Genomic DNA, 18,125 nt, shown 5'->3' with positions numbered 1-18,125 from the left:
CTTGAGTGAGTGGTGGCGGCATCTCAGCACGAATCGCGGCACCGGGCCAAGGGGGCGGGTGAAGGATTTCACAAAGTCGTGGGACTGTCCGCCCCCCGAGGTTTCGACGGACGACGACCGCCGTCAGCTCATACGCAGCGCCAGGAAGAAATCCAGCTTGTCCTCCAGCCGCGACAGATCACGGCTCGTCAACTGCTCGATCCGGCCGACCCGGTAGCGCAGCGTGTTGACGTGCAGATGCAGCCGCGACGCACAGCGCGTCCAGGAGCCGTCGCAGTCCAGGAACGCCTCCAGCGTCGGGATCAGCTCGGCGCGGTGACGGCGGTCGTAGTCGCGCAGGGGATCCAGCAGTCGCGCCGTGAACGCCCGGCGCACGTCGTCCGGGACGAACGGCAGCAGCAGGACGTGCGAGGCGAGCTCGTGGTGTCCGGCGGCGCACACCCGGCCGGGCCGGGCCGCCGCCACCCGCCGCGCGTGCCGCGCCTCCTCCAGCGCCCCGCGCAGCCCCTCCGCCGAGTGCACCGCCGCGCTCACCCCGAGCGTGAGGCGCCCGTCGCCGTCCAGCCCCGCCGACAGCGGCTCCCGTACGGCCGCCAGCAGCACCTCGGCGAGGACGCCCTGCTCGGAGCCGTCGTGCTCGCCGGACACCGCCGGCAGCGGCACCAGGGCCACGGCCTCCTCACCGGTGTGGGCGACGGCGATCCGGTCGGACGGCTCGGGCCCGGTCGCCAGCGGGTCCACCAGGATCTCCTCCAGCAGCGACTGGGTCACCGGACCCGGCTGCGGGCCGTCCCCGTCGGGGCGGTCCCACTCGACGCGTGCCACGACCACCTGCCAGTGCGGGGCGGCCCCGAGGCCCGGCAGCAGCACCGGAGCGGCCACCCGCAGCCGGGCCGCGATCTCCGCCGGGGCCGCGCCGCTCTGCACCAGCTCCAGCACCTCCTGGGCGAGCCGCCGGCGCACCGTGCGCGCCGCGTCCCGACGGTCGCGCTCGACCGCGATCAGGTGGGTGACGCCGTACAGCAGGTCCAGCCGCTCCTCCCGCCAGTCCCCGGCGTCCGCCTCCACGGCCAGCAGCCAGTCCGACAGCACGCTCTCGCGCACGTCCCGCGCGCCCTGCGGGCCCCTGCCGCCGCTGCGGACCGGGAACAGCGAGTACGTCGTGGTGCCCACCAGGACCCGGTACGGCCCGCGCCGCCCGCCGCGGACGGCCGCGAGCTGCTCCCCGGCCAGCCGTGCGCACACGTCGGCCGGCAGCGCGGGGCCCGCCGTTTTGGGGCCCGCGATCAGCCGCCCGGTGGGGGACAGCACCCAGGCCCGCAGGTCGAGGTCGGAGCCGAGCAGGTCCAGGACCACGTCCGGGCCGCCGCCCGCCGGTCCCGAGGTCATCATCCGCCGGTGCCGGTCCACCACCGCCGCGAGGTCCCCGGCGCGCTCACCGCTGACCTGCCGCACGACATGCTCGGTGATCGTCGCGAAGGCCACCGACTCGTGCACCGCGAACAGCGGCAGCCGGTGCCGGGCGCAGGCCACGACCAGATCGTCCGGCACGTCGCCCAGTTCGGCCTCGCCCGCCGCCAGCGCCGCCACCCCGGCCTGCACCAGGAGCCGTACGAACGCCTCGGAGTCCGCGGGCCCCCGGCGCCAGGCCAGACCGGTCAGCACCAGCTCGCCGCCGGAGAGGTAGCGGCTCGGGTCCCGCAGATCGGTGGTCATCACACCGCGCACCGCGCGGTCGAGTTCCTCCTCGCCGCCGAGCAGCCGCAGCCCCAGCGCATCGGTGTCCAGAAGTGCGCGCAGCCGCATCTTCGCCGCCGTTCCTTGTCGTGATGACTGTCTCGAAAACTACGATGAAAAGGGAAGGGATCAGTGGGGCGGGGGCCCGGGTGTGTGTCCAGGGGGAAACGAAGAGGTTTCCGATGGCCTCCGTTCATACGAATCTACAAGATGCCTGTCGCGACCAGCCAACTCCTTCATGGTTTCCGTGACTGACACGGTCGGAGTACGGCGCTGTGTACTGAGCCCACTGCGCGTGAACAGCACATGAACGAGCCGGGCCCGCCGCACACGATCTGGCTCGATCCGTACGACCCACGAGACGAAGAAGAGAGCCGGTCATGGACTTCCTTCGCCCCGCAAGCTGGGAGGAGGCGCTCGCCGCGAAGGCCGAGCACCCCAGCGCGGTGCCGATCGCCGGGGGCACCGACGTGATGGTCGAGATCAACTTCGACCACCGGCGGCCCGAGCACCTCCTCGACCTCACCCGGGTCGCCGACCTCTACGCATGGGAGGTCGGCGAGGACACCGTGCGGCTGGGCGCCTCCGTGCCCTACACGAAGATCATGGAGAACCTGCGGTCCGAGCTGCCCGGCCTGGCGCTCGCCTCGCACACCGTGGCCTCCCCGCAGATCCGCAACCGCGGCGGCGTCGGCGGCAACCTCGGCACCGCCTCCCCGGCCGGCGACGCCCACCCCGCCCTGCTGGCGGCCGGCGCCGAGGTCGAGGCCGAGTCGGTGCGCGGCAGCCGCCGTATCCCCATCGACGACTTCTACACCGGCGTCAAGCGCAACGCGCTCGCCCCAGACGAGCTGATCCGCGCCGTCCACATCAAGAAGGCCGACGGCCCCCAGCAGTTCTCCAAGGTCGGCACCCGCAACGCCATGGTCATCGCCGTCTGCGCCTTCGGCCTCGCCCTGCACCCCGCGACCCGCACCGTGCGCACCGGCATCGGATCCGCCGCCCCGACCCCCGTCCGGGCGAAGGTCGCCGAGGACTTCCTCAACGCGGCGCTGGAGGAGGGCGGCTTCTGGGACAACGGGAAGATCATCACCCCGTCGGTCGCCACGGAGTTCGCACACCTGTGCGCCGCCGCCTGCAACCCGATCGACGACGTCCGCGGCACCGCGAGCTACCGCCGGCACGCGGTCGGCGTCATGGCCCGCCGCACCCTGACCTGGACCTGGGAGTCGTACCGCGGCACCCGACGCACCTCGGAAGGAGCCGCGTGATGCGCGTCAACCTCACGGTCAACGGACGCCCCCAGGAGGCCGACGACGTCTGGGAAGGCGAGAGCCTGCTCTACGTCCTGCGCGAGCGCCTCGGCCTGCCCGGCTCCAAGAACGCCTGTGAACAGGGCGAGTGCGGCTCCTGCACGGTCCGCCTGGACGGGGTGCCGGTCTGCGCCTGCCTGGTCGCCGCAGGCCAGGCCGAGGGCCGCGAGGTCGTCACCGTCGAGGGCCTCGCCGCACACGCCCATCGGCGAGCGTCCGGCGACCCGGGCGAAACCCCCGATCTCGCCCCGATCCAGCAGGCGTTCATCGACGCCGGCGCCGTCCAGTGCGGCTTCTGCACACCCGGTCTGCTGGTCGCCGCCGACGAGATGCTGGAGCGCCACCCCGACCCGAGCGACGCGGACATCCGCGAGGCCCTCTCGGGCAATCTGTGCCGCTGCACCGGCTACGAGAAGATCATGGACGCGGTCCGCCTCGCGGCCGCCCGGCAGCAAGAGGCGGTCTGAGCGACATGCCCACCAACGGAGTCCCGACCCAGATCACCCAGGGCTCGCAGACCAAGGGCGGCATCGGCGAGTCCACCCTCCGCCCGGACGGCACCCTCAAGGTCACCGGCGAGTTCGCGTACTCCTCCGACCTGTGGCACGAGGACATGCTCTGGGGCCAGATCCTGCGCTCCACCGTCGCCCACGCCGAGATCGTCTCCCTCGACACGAGCGAGGCCCTCGCCACCCCCGGCGTGTACGCCGTCCTCACGTACGACGACCTGCCCACCGAGGTGAAGCACTACGGCCTGGAGATCCAGGACACCCCCGTCCTCGCCCACGGCAAGGTACGCCACCACGGCGAGCCCGTCGCGATCGTCGCCGCCGACCACCCGGAGACCGCCCGCCGCGCCGCCGCCAAGATCAAGGTCGAGTACCGCGAACTGCCCGTCATCACCGACGAGGCCTCCGCGACCGCCCCCGACGCGGTCCTCGTCCACGAGCACCGCACCGACCACCACATCGGCCATGTCCCGCACCCCAACATCCTCCACCGCCAGCCCATCGTGCGCGGCGACGCGGCGGCCGCCGCCGCGCGGGCCGAGGTGATCGTCCGGGGCGAGTACACCTTCGGCATGCAGGACCAGGCCTTCCTCGGCCCCGAGTCCGGCCTCGCCGTCCCCGAGGAGGACGGCGGCGTCCACCTCTACGTCGCCACCCAGTGGCTCCACTCCGACCTGCGCCAGATCGCCCCCGTCCTCGGCCTCCCGCCGGAGAAGGTACGGATGACGCTGGCCGGCGTCGGCGGCGCGTTCGGCGGCCGCGAGGACCTGTCGATGCAGATCCACGCCTGTCTGCTCGCCCTGCGCACCGGCAAACCCGTCAAGATCGTCTACAACCGTTTCGAGTCCTTCTTCGGCCACGTCCACCGCCACCCCGCCAAGCTGACCTACGAGCACGGCGCGACCCGCGACGGCAAACTGACCCACGTCAAGTGCCGGATCGTCCTGGACGGCGGGGCGTACGCCTCCGCGAGCCCGGCCGTGGTCGGCAACGCCTCCTCCCTCGGCGTCGGACCGTACGTCGTCGACGACGTCGACATCGAGGCCATCGCCCTCTACACCAACAACCCGCCCTGCGGCGCGATGCGCGGCTTCGGCGCGGTCCAGGCGTGCTTCGCCTACGAGGCGCAGATGGACAAGGTGGCCGGGAAACTCGGCATGGACCCGGTGGAGTTCCGCCGGCGCAACGCCATGGAACAGGGCACGCTCCTGCCCACCGGCCAGCCCGTCGACTCCCCGGCGCCGGTCGCCGAACTCCTGCGCCGCGTCAAGGCGATGCCGATGCCGCCGGAGCGCCAGTGGGAGTCCAGCGAGGGCGCGGACGTACGGCAGCTGCCCGGCGGCCTGTCCAACACCACCCACGGCGAGGGTGTCGTGCGCGGGGTCGGCTACGCCGTCGGCATCAAGAACGTCGGCTTCTCCGAGGGCTTCGACGACTACTCCACCGCCCGCGTCCGGCTGGAGGCCGTCGCCGGCGAGCCCGTCGTCACCGTGCACACGGCGATGGCGGAGGTCGGCCAGGGCGGGGTCACCGTCCACGCCCAGATCGCCCGCACCGAGCTCGGCGTCGCCCAGGTCACCATCCACCCCGCCAACACCGAGGTGGGCAGCGCCGGTTCCACCTCGGCGTCCCGGCAGACGTACGTCACCGGCGGCGCCGTGAAGAACGCCTGCGAACTGGTCCGCGAGCAGGTCCTGGAACTCGGGCGCCGCAGGTTCGGCACCCATCACCCGGCCTGGGCCACCGCCGAACTGCTCCTGGAGGGCGGCAAGGTCGTCACCGACGGCGGCGAGGTCCTCGCCGACCTGGTGGACGTCCTCGGCGAGGAAGCCGTGGAGGTCGAGGAGGAGTGGCGGCACCGGCCGACCGAGCCCTTCGACCTGCGCACCGGGCAGGGCAACGGCCATGTCCAGTACAGCTTCGCCGCGCACCGGGCGGTCGTCGAGGTCGACACCGAACTCGGCCTGGTCAAGGTGATCGAGCTGGCCTGCGCCCAGGACGTCGGCAAGGCGCTCAACCCGCTGTCCGTGCTCGGCCAGATCCAGGGCGGCACCACCCAGGGCCTGGGCGTCGCCGTCATGGAGGAGATCATCGTCGACCCGAGGACCGCGAAGGTGAAGAACCCCTCCTTCACCGACTACCTCATCCCCACCATCCTCGACACGCCGACCATCCCCGTCGACGTGCTCGAACTCGCCGACCACCACGCCCCGTACGGACTGCGCGGCATCGGCGAGGCCCCCACCCTGTCCTCCACCCCGGCGGTCCTCGCGGCCATCCGCGACGCGACGGGCCTGGAGCTCAACAGGACGCCGGTCCGCCCGGAACACCTCACCGGCACGGCGTAAGCACGTACCCCCTTCGCCTCGGGCCGTCCCCCGGGTCGCACTCATCCCAACCCCCTCTGAAACGTGGGAGACGGCACCATGGCCCAGCAGTCCCTGGAGCCCAGGACCACCGCCGACGACGCGGGTGACGGCACCCGCGTCCCGGCCGGCCGGTCCCGGCTCGACCGCTACTTCCACATGAGCCACCGGGGCTCCACGCCCGCCCGGGAGATCCGCGGCGGCGTCACCACCTTCATGGCGATGGCGTACATCCTGCTGCTCAACCCGGTGATCCTGTCCGGCAAGGACGTGGCCGGGGACACCCTCGCCCGCCCGGCGCTGATCACCGCGACCGCGTTCGCCGCGGCCCTCACCACCCTGCTGATGGGCGTCGTCGGCAAGGTGCCCCTCGCCCTCGCCGCCGGACTGTCGGTCTCCGGCGTGCTGTCCTCCCAGGTCGCCCCGCAGATGACCTGGCCGCAGGCGATGGGCATGTGCGTGCTGTACGGCGTGGTCATCATGCTGCTGGTCGTCACCGGTCTGCGCGAGCGGGTCATGAACGCGATCCCGCTCGCCCTCAAGCACGCCATCACCATGGGCATCGGCCTGTTCATCGCCCTCATCGGCTTCTCCAAGGCGGGCTTCGTGCACCAGGGCGAGGCGACCTTGCTCACCCTCGGCCCGGCGGGCGAACTGACGGGCTGGCCGGTGTTGCTGTTCGCCGGCACCCTCCTGCTGATCTTCGTGCTCCAGGCCCGGAACGTCCCCGGCGCCATCCTCATCGGCATCGTCGGCGGCACGGCCTGCGCCGCGCTCCTGAACACCACCGGGGTCGTCGACCCGACGCAGTGGGCGGCCGGCGCCCCCGCACTGCACGGCAGCGCCGTCTCGATGCCCGACTTCTCGCTCTTCTGGCAGGTCGAGTTCGGCGGCTGGGGCGAGGTCGGCGCGCTGACCGTGGGCATGATCGTGTTCACCCTGGTCCTCGCGGGCTTCTTCGACGCGATGGCCACCGTCATCGGCGTCGGCACCGAGGCCGAACTGGCCGACGACAAGGGCCGGATGCCGGGCCTGTCGAAGGCGCTGCTCATCGACGGTGCCGGCGGTGCCATCGGCGGCGTGGCGGGCGGCTCCGGCCAGACGGTGTTCATCGAGTCGGCGACCGGTGTCGGCGAGGGCGCCCGCACGGGCCTCGCCTCCGTCGTCACCGGCCTGCTCTTCGCGGCCTGCCTCTTCTTCACCCCCCTGACGGCGCTCGTGCCGCAGGAGGTGGCCTCCGCCGCGCTGGTCGTCATCGGCGCGATGATGCTGACGAACGCCCGGCACGTCGACTGGGCCGACCGGGCGACCGCGATCCCGGTGTTCCTGACGGTCGTCCTCATGCCGTTCACGTACTCGATCACCGCGGGCGTGGCGGCGGGCGTCCTTTCCCACGTGGCCATCAGGGCAGCTCAGGGCAGGGCGCGGGACATCGGCGCGTTCATTGTGGGGCCTGGCAGGCATCTTCCTGGTCCATTTCTCCCTCCATCCCCTTGAGAGCCGGCTCGGCGTGCACTAGCCGGCTCCCGCAGCCCTCCCCACCGACCGTCAAGGAGAACAGGACATGCTGGACATCGCCGAGGAGCTCGACCGGTGGGTCGAGCAGGGACGTGACTTCGCCGTCGCCACCGTGGTGGCCGTCGGCGGCAGCGCCCCCCGCCGGCCGGGCGCCGCGCTCGCGGTGGACACCGACGGCACGGCGATCGGCTCGGTCTCCGGCGGCTGTGTGGAGGGCGCGGTGTACGACCTGTGCCGCGAGGCCCTCGCCGACGGCGAGCCGGTCCTCGAACGGTTCGGCTACAGCGACGACGACGCCTTCGCCGTGGGCCTCACCTGCGGCGGCGTCATCGACGTCCTCGTCACACCGGTGCGGGCCGGGGACCCGGTCCGCCCGGTGGCCGAGGCCGCGCTCGCCACCGCCGCGACCGGCGGCGCGGCGGCCCTGGCCCGGATCGTCGGCGGCCCGGCGGAACTCCTCGGCCGCGCCCTCCTCGTGCGCCCCGACGGCAGCCCCGAGGGCACGCGGGGAGGCGGACACGAGGGCGGCTTCGGCGCCCACCCCGAACTGGACCGCACGGTGGCCGCCGAGGCCCGCGCCTTCCTCGACGCCGGCCGCACCGGCACCCTGGAGATCGGCGCCCGGGGCTCGCACTGCGGAGCCCCCCTCACCGTCCTCGTCGAGTCCTCGGTCCCGCCGCCCCGGATGATCGTGTTCGGCGCGATCGACTTCGCGTCGGCGCTGGTACGGGTCGGCAAGTTCCTCGGCCACCATGTGACGGTGTGCGACGCCCGTCCCGTCTTCGCGACCCGGGCCCGCTTTCCCGAGGCCGACGAGATCGTCGTCGACTGGCCGCACCGGTATCTGGAGCGCACGGAGGTGGACGCCAGGACCGTCCTGTGCGTGCTGACCCACGACGCCAAGTTCGACGTCCCCCTGCTCCGGCTGGCGCTGCGGCTGCCCGTCGCCTACGTCGGCGCGATGGGCTCCCGCCGCACCCATCTCGACCGCGCCGAACGCCTGCGTGACGTCGGTGTGACCGAACGGGAGCTGGCCCGTCTGCGCTCACCCATCGGCCTCGACCTGGGCGCCCGCACCCCGGAGGAGACGGCCCTGTCGATCGCCGCCGAGATCGTGGCGTCCCGTCGCGGCGGCACCGGTGTCCCCCTCACCGGTGCCCACACCCCGATCCACCACGACCTGCCCGTCCACCCGACGGCCCGGATCGGCTCGGTGGCCTGACCCTTCCGCGCCTCAAGGGGTGCGCAGCAGCTTGTTCACCGCCCGTCCGAACAGCCGGCGGCCCGTGCCGCGCAGCAGCGGATCGAACGGGGAGGGGAGGAGGCGGACGCCGATCTCCTCGCGCCAGACGACCCGGGTCCGGCCGCCGGGGTCCGGCCACACCTCGATCTCGGCCCAGCCCAGGACCACCCGCCCCCGTTTCTCCAGCCGGCACCGGCCCGGCTCGTCCTCGGCCGGCGGATGCCACACGGTGACCTCCATGCGGTCGTCGAAGGACAGCGGGCCGAGACCGGTGCGGGCCACGATCACCGTCCCCTCGCCGGTCGGTGGGGGAGTGACCACGGTGACGCGGGTGAGCGGGACCACCTCGCCGTGCCGCCGCCACTCGGTGAGCCGGCGCCAGGCCTCGCCGAGCGGGAGCGGCGCCGTGCGTTCGAGCTGGAAGATGACCACGCGACGATCGTAGGGAGTGGGAAGGGGCCGGGGCGAGACGTCCCGCCCCGGCACACAGCCACACCACAGGCCCGTACGTCCCCTGTCGGGTCGTCCGCCCGTACGGCACCATGAGGCCGACCCCGCACGACCCCGCACCACCACCGGCACGGGAGGACGTCACGTGGACCGCACAGGGCTCGGCAGGCTGGACGAGGTGCAGCGGGACCCCTATCCGCTCTACGGACGGGCACGTGCGGCCGAGGGGTTGCTCCATGTCCCCGAGCTGGACGCCTGGCTGGTCGCCCGCGACGGCGACGTACGCGAAGTGCTGCGCAGGCCGGAGGACTTCTCGTCGGCGGGGGCGCTGCGGCCGGACGTGATGCCCTCACCGGCCGCCTTCGCGGTGCTCGCCACCGGGTTCGGCGGGCGGCCGGTGGTCGTCGGCACCGACGGCGAGGAGCACCAAAGGCTGCGCGCGCCCCTCGTGCGCGGGCTGTCCCCGGCACGGGTCGCCGCCGTCCTGCCGTACGCCGCGGAGCGCGCCGCCGCCCTGGTGGAGGAGTTCGCCGCCGACGGGCGGGTGGAGCTGATGGCGGCGTACGCGCGCCGGCTGCCCGGTGAGGTCGTCGGGCGGATCGTCGGGCTCGACCCGGCCGATGTGCCGGCCGTCGTGCACGGCGGACACCGCGCGGAGGAACTGCTGTTCCGGCCCCTGCCGGAGAAGGAGCAGATCGCCGCCGCCGAGGACACGGTCGCCGGACAGCGCGTCCTGGACCGGTACGCCCGGGAGCGGCACCGGGACCCCCGCCCCGACCTGTGCTCGGAGATCGTCGCGTCGGTGGCCGCCGCACCGGGCGAACTCACCGCGGACGAACGGCACGAGGTGGTCTCCCACCTCCAGAACCTGGTGATCGCCGGGCACTTGACCACCACCGCGCTGATCGGGACCACCGTGCTGCATCTGCTGCGGCACCCCTCCCAGTGGGAGCTGCTGTGCGCGGAGCCGGAACGGATACCGGCCGCCGTCGAGGAGGCCGCCCGCTACGACACCGCGCTGCAGGGCTTCCGCCGGGTCACCACCCGGCCGCTCACCCTCGCGGGCACCGAACTCCCCGCCGGTGCCTCGCTGTTCGTGGCCTTCGGCGCGGCGGGCCGGGACGGGGCGCGGCATCCGCGGCCGGACACGTTCGACATCACGCGCCCGCCCGGCCGTCACCTCGCGTTCGGTCACGGCCCGCACGCCTGCCCGGGCGCCCAGCTGGCGCGCGAGCAACTCCGCCTGACGCTGCTCGAGTTGACCCGACGTCTGCCCGGCCTGCGGCTCGCCGGGGACCGGCCGGTCGTCATGCGGCCGACGATGATCCACCGCTCCCCGCAGGAGCTGCACCTGACCTGGTGAGTCAGCGGTAGACCTTCCCCGGTTCCGCCTGGCCGGGCGCCAGCAGTTGCGGCACGGTGACGAACACGAACCCGCGTTCCTTGAGGGCGTCGATGATCCCGGGCACGGCCGGGACGGTCCCGTCGTACAGGTCGTGCAGCAGGATGATGCCGTCCCGGTCGGCCTGGGCGAGGACGCGTTTCGTGATGAGCGCGGAGTCCGTCGTCCGATAGTCCTTCGCGGTCACCGTCCAGAGCACCTCCGCGAGGCCCTCCTCGCGGCAGATCTCGTGCACGGTGTCGTCGGTCCGGCCCTGCGGCGGGCGCATCAGGGTGGGACGGTGGCCGGTGAGGCGCTCTATCGCGTCGTCGGGGCGCCGCAGTTCCTCGCGTATCTCGTCCGGCTCGATACGCGTCAGGATCTTGTGGTCCCAGGTGTGGCTGGCCACCTCGTGCCCCTCGGCGGCCATGCGCCGCACGAGGTCCGGGTACTTCTCGATGTGCCGCTTCCCCAGCAGGAAGAAGGTCGCGTGGACCTGTTTCTCCTTGAGGATGTCGAGCAGCCGGGCCGAGTGCTCGCTGGGTCCCGCGTCGAAGGTGAGCGCGATGCACTTCACCTCGCGGCAGTCGACGGCGCCGAGGCGGGCGGCCTGGACGGTGGCCGCCGGACGGGCACGGGCGGCGCTGGGGGCGGTGGTGTCGAGACCGCCGCAGCCGGTGAGTGTGACCGCCAGGCAGGCGGCCGCCGCCGAGACGGCGACGGCACGCAACCCGGCCCCCGTTTTCTTCATCTTCCTGGTCAGAGAAGGCATGCCGAGACTATACATAGCGCGTATACACCCTATGTATAGTCTCGGTGTCATGCGATCGGGAGGCCCCTCGGGCCGCTACTGGGCGTAGAAGGTGGCGTCCCCCTTGTCCGTCGCGGTGCTCGGGGTCTGCACGTACAGCAGGTAGTTGTAGTGCCGGATGTAGCGGCCCGCGTAGTTGGAGGACTCGTACGAGATCCCCGCCGGGTCGGCGAGCCCGGACCGCTGGTAGAAGCTGGCGTCGGACGCGAACGCCGACGTGCCGTCGTTCTTCTCCAGCCACACCTCGAAGTTCTTGTGCCGCAGGTAGTAGCCGGGGAAGTTGGCCGACTCCAGGGAGACCGTCCCGGTGCCGGTCAGGCCCGTCACCACCCGGAACTGCGAGTCGGCGAGCGGGCTGACGTTCGCCTCGATCTTCGCCCGGTACTCCCAGTGGCGGATGAACCGGTCGGCGTAGTTGTAGGAGGAGAACCGCTGCGGGGTGACCCCGTCGGCCACCGGGATGCCGAAGTCCGGTGTGCCGTCCGCCTTCCAGTACACCTTCTGCACGCGGGTGCGCCGGTTGGGGTCGTTCAGCGGGTCGCCGGTGATGTCCTTGTAGCTGCGGTCGTGGTAGACGAGGATGTCGGACTTGCCGTCCTCGGAGACCGTGAAGGAGTTGTGGCCCGGCCCGTACTGCGAGGTCGCGTCGCTCGTCTTGAACACCGGCGACGAACTCTTCGTCCAGGACGCCGCGTTGGTGAGGTCGGCCGTCGCGGACGCGGTCAGCATCCCCAGGCAGTAGTTGGCGTCCGTGGCGCTCGCCGAGTACGTCAGGAACACCTTGCCGCCGTGCTGGATCAGCGCCGGCCCCTCATTGACCTTGTAGCCCACCGTCTCCCAGGACAGCGTCGGCTGCGAGATCTCCGTCGGCGTGCCGGAGATCGTCCACGGGTTGCTCATCTTCGCGATGAACAGGCTGGTGTTGTTGTCCTCGGACGGGTTGCGCTGCGCCCAGGCCAGATAGCGGACACCGTTCACCACGAACGTGGTGGCGTCCAGGGAGAAGCTCTGCCAGGTGGTCGTGATCTGGCCCTTCTCGGTCCAGGTCGCGGTCAGCGGGTTCGCGCCCGTGCCCTCGAGGACGTACATCCGGATCGCCCACACGTCGGAGGTCGACCCGGCGGCGAAGTACACGTACCACTTGCCGTCGATGAAGTGGATCTCCGGCGCCCAGATGTGCGCGCCCATGATGCCGCTGGAGTGCTTGGTCCAGATGGTGACCTCGGAGGCCGTGGAGAGGCCCTGGATGGTCGTCGCCCGGCGCAGCACGATCCGGTCGTACTCCGGGACGGTGGCGGTGAAGTAGTAGTAGCCGTCGGTGTGCTTGAAGATGTGCGGGTCGGCCCGCTTCTCGGCGATCGGGTTGGTGTAGGTCACGGCGGGGGATTCCGGTACGGCGGCCTGGGCGGGGGAGCCCACGCCGGTGAGGACGGCCGCGAGGGCGACGAGGACGGCCAGGAACAGCCGTACGGCGTTGCGTCTCAAGGGAGTTCTCCAGACGAAGGGGGGCGGGGGGAGCGGGGGTCAGGTGGTGGGCACGAGGCGCCACTGCTGGCAGGTGTTGTCCAGCCAGGTCCACTGCCGTACGTCGGTGCCGTTCGCGGTGCCGCAGTTGGCGACGTCGGCGACCTTGCCGGTGGACTCGTTGACGATCCGGACGTAGTCGCCGGTGGCGGTGAACACCAGCCGGAACCGCTGGCACTTGTTGTTCAGCCACGACCACTGCCGGATGTCGGTGCCGTCGGCGCTCGCGCAGTCCGCGATGTCGGCGACCTTGCCGGTGGCCACGTTGACCAGCCGGTTGGTGTCGTCGCCGAGGTCCTCGATCTTCCACTTCTGGTTGGCCCCGCCGTTGCAGGTCCACTGGAAGATGTTCGTACCGTCGGCCGTGCCGCCGCCGTCGACGTCCAGGCACTTGCCGCTGTTGCGGTTGACGAGGGTGTACGACGTCGGGGTCGTCGCCGTCTCGCCGGACGGGCCGGGCAGCGAGGTCCCGAGCGCGACCGGGGTGCCGAAGTTCGGGGTGCCGTCGGCGTTCCAGGTGAACTTCTGCGCCCGCGTCGTGCGCCCGTTGCCGCAGCCGCCGCTCGCCGAGGAGTTGGCGTGGTAGACGATCCAGTTCTCGGTGCCGTCCGGCGAGCTGAAGAAGCCGTTGTGGCCGGGGCCGTAGACCCCGTTGGCATCACTGCGCTGGAAGACGGGCGACTGGGTCTTCGTCCACGAGGACGCGCTGAGCGGGTCGGAGCCGGTCAGCTCCAGCAGGCCCAGCTTGTAGTCGGCCGTGGTGCAGTAGCTCGCCGAGTACGTCAGGAACGTACGGCCGTTGTGGTAGAGCGGCTCGGGGCCCTCGTTCACCGCCGCGCCCGAGGTCTCCCAGCTCAGCGTGGGGCTGGAGATGATCGTGAAGCTGTCGCTGGAGAGCGTGTACGGGTTGCTCATCGGCGCGATGACCAGGCTCTGCTTGCTGCCGTTGATGGACCCGCTGCCCACCAGGTACAGCTTGCTGTTCGCCTGGAGCACCGTCGCGTCGATCAGCCAGCCGCCCGGCGTGAGGTTGGAGCCGGTGAGCGAACCCTTGTAGGTGTAGGGGCCCAGCGGGTCGGTGCCGGCGCTCTCCAGCACATGGGTGCGCTGGGAGTCGCAGCAGGAGACCCCGCTCGGCCCGGCCGAGTAGTACAGGTACCAGTGGCCGTTGAACCGGTGCAGCTCCGGCGCCCAGATGTTGGTGTTGCGGGTGGACGTGGAGTCCGACCACACCTGCACATTGGGCGCGGTGGCCAGGCCGGCCAGCGTCGGCGACTTGCGGATGCCGAGGATGCCCGTGAACGTCGTGGTGATCAGGTAGTAGTTGCCGTCGTAGTACTCCAGCCAGGGGTCGGCCCCCTTGTACGACTTCAGCGGGTTGGTGTACGGGCGCCCGTCCGCCGCGGACACCGGCTGGGTCGCGGCCACCAGGGCCACCAGCAGCGTCAGCACGCAGACGAGCAGGGATCTGCGGCGCGCGGCGGCCGAGCCGGGGCGCCGACGAAACATCCGAGGCATACAGGACCGTCCCTTGTCCGTAATTTCGAACGCAGTTCGTAACTTCGGCCAGAAGATAGGGGGCCTACATGTCCGCGTCAATGCTTTCGGCGGGCCCGGGTGGAGCGGGGCCGTTCGAAGGGCTCCTTTTCCCGGTCGTGTGTATGCTGCACGCTCCGTGAAACGCATGGGGAAAGGTGGTCGGTTTCCGCCCGGCTGGCCGGAACGCGACGGTTTTTTGCCGCCTCCTTACTCTTACGGGTGACAGGCCAGGTCCCGGCTTGGTTCCGGAGCCGGTGATTCCGATAGCCTGGGGCAGTTCGCGCATGCCGGAGGAAAGGGCCCCCGGCGGCCCACTCCGGAATTAATCGCGAACCATGGAAAAGGAAATAAAAGAAGGGGTGCGCGTCATGCCGCCTGTTGTTCCCCCGTTCCTGATCGGTCTCATTGCCGCACCCCTCGCGAAAAGGGTCGTCAAACCCCTGATGCGCGGCCTGGTGAAGACCTCCGTCGGACTCGTGATGGAAGTCAGGCGCGCCGCCCACGAGGCGAGCGAGGGACTCCAGGACCTCGCCGCCGAGGTCACCGCCGAGGTCGTGGCCGCCCAGATGGGGGGCGGCGACGGAGGCCGCGCGGCGGAACCGGCCGCCGCCCCCGCGAAGCCCGCCTCACCCGACGGCCACCACAAGGCCCCCGCCAAGCGGCCGCCCGCCGTCGCCACCGGCAAGGCGAACTGAACACCCACGCCCCACCCGCTCCACGGAAAGACCTCGGGGATCCGCTGACGATGACCATGCTGGTGACAATGTGCTCCGCAGTTCCCGGGCGGCAGCGCTGGAAGATTCCCGAAATGGCCGGGAAAAGACATCTCGCGCGCGTATTCGCCGAGGTACTGGAGAAAGCTCCCGGCATCCGAACGGCACGCGTCAGCGATGTCACCGGAGGGGTCCTCGTCCTTCACGACCCCGCACTCCGCGCCGCCGACATCGACGGAATCCTCAGGAATTCCCTGGCGGCCGTTCTCCGCTGCGGCCGCTTCCGATCCACCGGGAAATCCGAACCGACGACACCGACGACGGAATCGGCCGGACCGCCCACGGGGAACGCCGGACAGCCCCCGGGGACCTTCGCGGAGTCCGCCCGGAACCGGGGCGCGACGCCCGCCCCGGGCCGCACCCTCGCCCTCGCCGGCGCCGCCACGGTCGCCGCACTGGCCCTCGGCCCCGGCAAGCTGCTGCGCAGACCCCTCGCCGTCCTCGGCGCCGTCGTCACCGCCACCGTCCTCGTCGTCCGCCGGGCCGTGACCACCGCGGCCGGCGCCGCCGCCCCACCCCCCGACGAGACGTCACCACCCCGCCCCGCCTCCTCCCTGCGCTCCCTCCTCGACCTCGTCGGACCGCACCGGCCCCGGCTCTTCCTCGCCTCCGGCCTGTCCGCCCTCTGCCAGCTCACCGAGGTCGCCCTCGGCCTGTTCCTCGGCTGGATCGCCCTCGTCCTCATCAAGGGCCGGGCCGCACCCCTGCTCGCCCTCGGCCTGACCACCGCCTCCGCCCAACTCTGGTTCCTCGCCGGAGCGGCCGCCGTCGCCTGCGCCGCCGTGGCCGCCCTCTCCTACGCCGCCAACGTCACCTGGCGCGGAATCGGCCAGGCCGTGCAGCAGGACTGGCGGGACGCCACCTACACCCGGGTGCAGCAACTCGAACTGCGCCACCTGGAGGGTGAACGCACCACCCGCGTCGCCGGCGTCCTCACCGAGGAGATCGCCCAACTGGGCGCGTTCTTCGCCACCTCCGCCAACGACATCGTCCAACTCGCCACGAGCTTCGTCGTCCTGGTCCCCGCCTTCCTCCTCCTCGCCCCCCAGATCGCCTGGATCGCCTTCCTGCCGATGCCGGTCGTCGCCTGGCTGTCCTTCCACTACCAGGACCGCGTCGCCGCCGACTACGCCGTCTCCGGCGAACACAAGGCCACCCTCCACAGCCAACTGGTCAACAGCCTGGAGGCCGGCGCCACCGTCAAGAGCTTCTGCACCGAGGACTACGAGGCACAGCGCGTCCACGACCTCGGCGAGGTGTGCCGACAGAGCAACCGGCGCACCGACCGCTCCACCGTCCGCCACGCCGAGACCGTCCGCGCCGTCACCACCGCCTCGATGACCGGCACCCTCCTCCTCGGCGGCCGCTCGGTCCTGAGCGGCGCCCTCCCCTTCGAGGTGTTCAGCCCCCTCATCGGACTGCCCCAGCAGGTCCTGTTCCGGCTCACCCGCCTCGGCGGCATCGTCGACCAGTACCAGCGCACCCTCGCCGCCCACGACCGGGTACGGCACCTGCACAGCCTGCCCGCCGAACCCGTCGGCCCCGACCACCCCGTGGAGCGCGGCGACGTCAAGGGCGCCGTCACCCTCGAACGGGTCACCTTCGCCTACCCGGGCCGCCCGCCCGTCCTGCGGGACCTCTCCCTGCGCATCGCGCCGGGCCGGGTCACCGGCATCGTCGGCCCCACCGGCTCCGGCAAGACCACCATCGCCCGACTCCTCATGCGCTTCCAGGACACCGACTCCGGCCGGGTCCTGCTCGACGGCCGCGACGTACGCGACCTGTCCCGGCGCGGGCTGCGCGGCGCCGTCGGCTTCGTCGCCCAGGACCCGTTCCTCTTCGACGGCACCATCGCCGACAACATCCGCTACGGCAGCTTCGACGCCACCGACGCCCACCTGGAGCGCGCCGCCCGCATGGCCGAGGCCCACCCCTTCATCGAGGCCCTGCCCGACGGCTACGACACCCTCATCGGCGAACGCGGCGCGGCGCTGTCCGGCGGCCAGCGGCAACGCCTCGCCCTCGCCCGCGCGATCCTCAAGGACCCGCCCGTCGTCGTGCTCGACGAGGCCACCTCCGCCGTGGACAACGAGACCGAGGCCGCCATCCAGCGCACCCTGCGCGCCTTCGCGCAGAACCGCACCCTGATCATCATCGCCCACCGGCTGTCGACCATCCGCGACGCCGACTGGATCCACGTCCTCGACCGGGGCGGCCTGGTCGCCGAACAGGGCACCCACACCGAACTCCTCGCCCGGGGAGGCCTCTACGCCTCCCTCTGGAACCTCCAGGCGGGGGAGAGGGCGGCGTGACCCTGCGGGGCTTCGGCCGACTCGCCCCCTGACCCACCGCACGACTCACGAGCCCGGTCCAGCCCGAGCGGGACCCCCTTGACCCGGCGGTCCTCGCGGGGGCGGTCCGTCCTCGCGAGGGCGGTCCTCGCTCCGGGGGCCGGCGGTCCGGCCGAGGGCCGGCAGCCGAGGCCGGGTCGGAGGCCGAGGCCGGGTCAGAGGCCGAGGCCGGCTTGGAAGCCGACGCCGGGGGTCGGAAGCCGACGCCGGTCGGCCGGGCACCCCTGCTGGCCGACAGCCGATGCCGGTCGGGCCAGGGGTCCAACCCGGCCCGGATGGGGCCCCATCCGGGCCGGGGCCCCATCCGGGCCGGCGCCCAACCCGGGCGGGGGGCTGGCTCCAGGCCGTAGGTCCAACCCCGGGCCACAGGTCCAACCCCGGGCCGTAGGTCCAACCCCGGGCCACAGCCCCAACCCCGGGCCGTAGGCCTAACCCCGGGCCACAGCCCCAACCCCGGGCCGTAGGCCTAACCCCGGGCCGTAGCCCCAACCCCGGGCCACAGCCCTAACCCCGGGCCGTAGCCCCAACCCCGGGCCACAGCCCTAACCCCGCGCCGTAGGCCTAACCCCGGGCCGTAGGCCTAACCCCGGGCCACAGCCCCAACCCCGGG

At 72.0% G+C, this 18,125-nt stretch carries 12 protein-coding genes and 1 pseudogene; 8 read left to right on the top strand and 5 right to left on the bottom strand.

Annotated features, from left to right (window positions below):
* Window positions 1-123 precede the first annotated feature (123 nt).
* Window positions 124-1,806 carry a PucR family transcriptional regulator gene (locus OG852_RS12410; RefSeq protein ID WP_330347956.1) on the bottom strand — a complete coding sequence of 561 codons (1,683 nt, stop codon included), beginning with the start codon at window positions 1,804-1,806 and terminating at the stop codon, window positions 124-126.
* Between the two features lie 311 nt (window positions 1,807-2,117).
* Between OG852_RS12410 and OG852_RS12405 the strand changes: the two genes are divergently transcribed.
* The 5 genes and pseudogenes from OG852_RS12405 to OG852_RS12385 all read left to right on the top strand — a co-directional run bounded on the left by OG852_RS12405 (window position 2,118) and on the right by OG852_RS12385 (window position 8,665).
* Window positions 2,118-3,008 (top strand): FAD binding domain-containing protein, encoded by an 891-nt coding sequence (locus OG852_RS12405; protein WP_133914485.1) that lies wholly within the window; start codon window positions 2,118-2,120, stop codon window positions 3,006-3,008.
* Window positions 3,008-3,517, top strand: coding sequence for a (2Fe-2S)-binding protein (locus tag OG852_RS12400; RefSeq protein WP_133914484.1), 510 nt, complete (start codon window positions 3,008-3,010; stop codon window positions 3,515-3,517). The genes OG852_RS12405 and OG852_RS12400 overlap by 1 nt, the downstream gene beginning before the upstream one ends.
* 5 nt (window positions 3,518-3,522) lie before the next feature.
* Entirely contained in the window at window positions 3,523-5,907 is a 2,385-nt protein-coding gene (locus OG852_RS12395) for a xanthine dehydrogenase family protein molybdopterin-binding subunit (RefSeq protein ID WP_133914483.1), read from the top strand.
* 78 nt (window positions 5,908-5,985) lie between these two features.
* Window positions 5,986-7,444: pseudogene (locus OG852_RS12390) on the top strand (NCS2 family permease).
* A gap of 45 nt (window positions 7,445-7,489) precedes the next feature.
* Entirely contained in the window at window positions 7,490-8,665 is a 1,176-nt protein-coding gene (locus OG852_RS12385; protein WP_330347955.1) for an XdhC family protein, read from the top strand.
* A gap of 12 nt (window positions 8,666-8,677) precedes the next feature.
* On the opposite strand, the gene OG852_RS12380 is transcribed toward OG852_RS12385, so the two are convergent.
* A complete protein-coding gene (locus tag OG852_RS12380; protein WP_133914480.1) occupies window positions 8,678-9,118 on the bottom strand; it encodes an SRPBCC family protein in 441 nt (146 codons plus the stop codon).
* A gap of 163 nt (window positions 9,119-9,281) precedes the next feature.
* On the opposite strand from OG852_RS12380, the gene OG852_RS12375 reads away from it, so the two are divergent.
* Complete coding sequence (locus OG852_RS12375; protein WP_330347954.1) at window positions 9,282-10,499, top strand: cytochrome P450; 1,218 nt, start codon at window positions 9,282-9,284, stop codon at window positions 10,497-10,499.
* Between the two features lies 1 nt (window position 10,500).
* Here OG852_RS12375 and OG852_RS12370 read toward each other — a convergent pair whose 3' ends face one another.
* The 3 genes from OG852_RS12370 to OG852_RS12360 all read right to left on the bottom strand — a co-directional run bounded on the left by OG852_RS12370 (window position 10,501) and on the right by OG852_RS12360 (window position 14,370).
* On the bottom strand, window positions 10,501-11,289 hold the full coding sequence (locus tag OG852_RS12370) for a polysaccharide deacetylase family protein (protein ID WP_133914478.1): 789 nt from the start codon (window positions 11,287-11,289) through the stop codon (window positions 10,501-10,503).
* A gap of 75 nt (window positions 11,290-11,364) precedes the next feature.
* Window positions 11,365-12,813: a family 43 glycosylhydrolase gene (locus OG852_RS12365; RefSeq protein WP_330347953.1), complete on the bottom strand. Its 1,449-nt coding sequence runs from the start codon at window positions 12,811-12,813 to the stop codon at window positions 11,365-11,367.
* 39 nt (window positions 12,814-12,852) lie between these two features.
* On the bottom strand, window positions 12,853-14,370 hold the full coding sequence (locus tag OG852_RS12360; RefSeq protein WP_443064523.1) for a family 43 glycosylhydrolase: 1,518 nt from the start codon (window positions 14,368-14,370) through the stop codon (window positions 12,853-12,855).
* 389 nt (window positions 14,371-14,759) lie between these two features.
* Between OG852_RS12360 and OG852_RS12355 the strand changes: the two genes are divergently transcribed.
* Together OG852_RS12355 and OG852_RS12350 are read left to right on the top strand one after the other, a co-directional pair.
* Window positions 14,760-15,086: a DUF5132 domain-containing protein gene (locus OG852_RS12355; RefSeq protein ID WP_133914475.1), complete on the top strand. Its 327-nt coding sequence runs from the start codon at window positions 14,760-14,762 to the stop codon at window positions 15,084-15,086.
* A 113-nt stretch (window positions 15,087-15,199) separates the two neighbouring features.
* Window positions 15,200-17,476, top strand: coding sequence for an ABC transporter ATP-binding protein (locus OG852_RS12350; protein ID WP_330347952.1), 2,277 nt, complete (start codon window positions 15,200-15,202; stop codon window positions 17,474-17,476).
* Window positions 17,477-18,125 lie beyond the last annotated feature (649 nt).

The sequence above is a fragment of the Streptomyces sp. NBC_00582 genome (genome assembly GCF_036345155.1).
Taxonomy (GTDB): domain Bacteria; phylum Actinomycetota; class Actinomycetes; order Streptomycetales; family Streptomycetaceae; genus Streptomyces.
The sequence above is the reverse complement of the archived record's forward strand: the minus strand, read 5'-3'. Positions and strand labels throughout refer to the sequence as shown.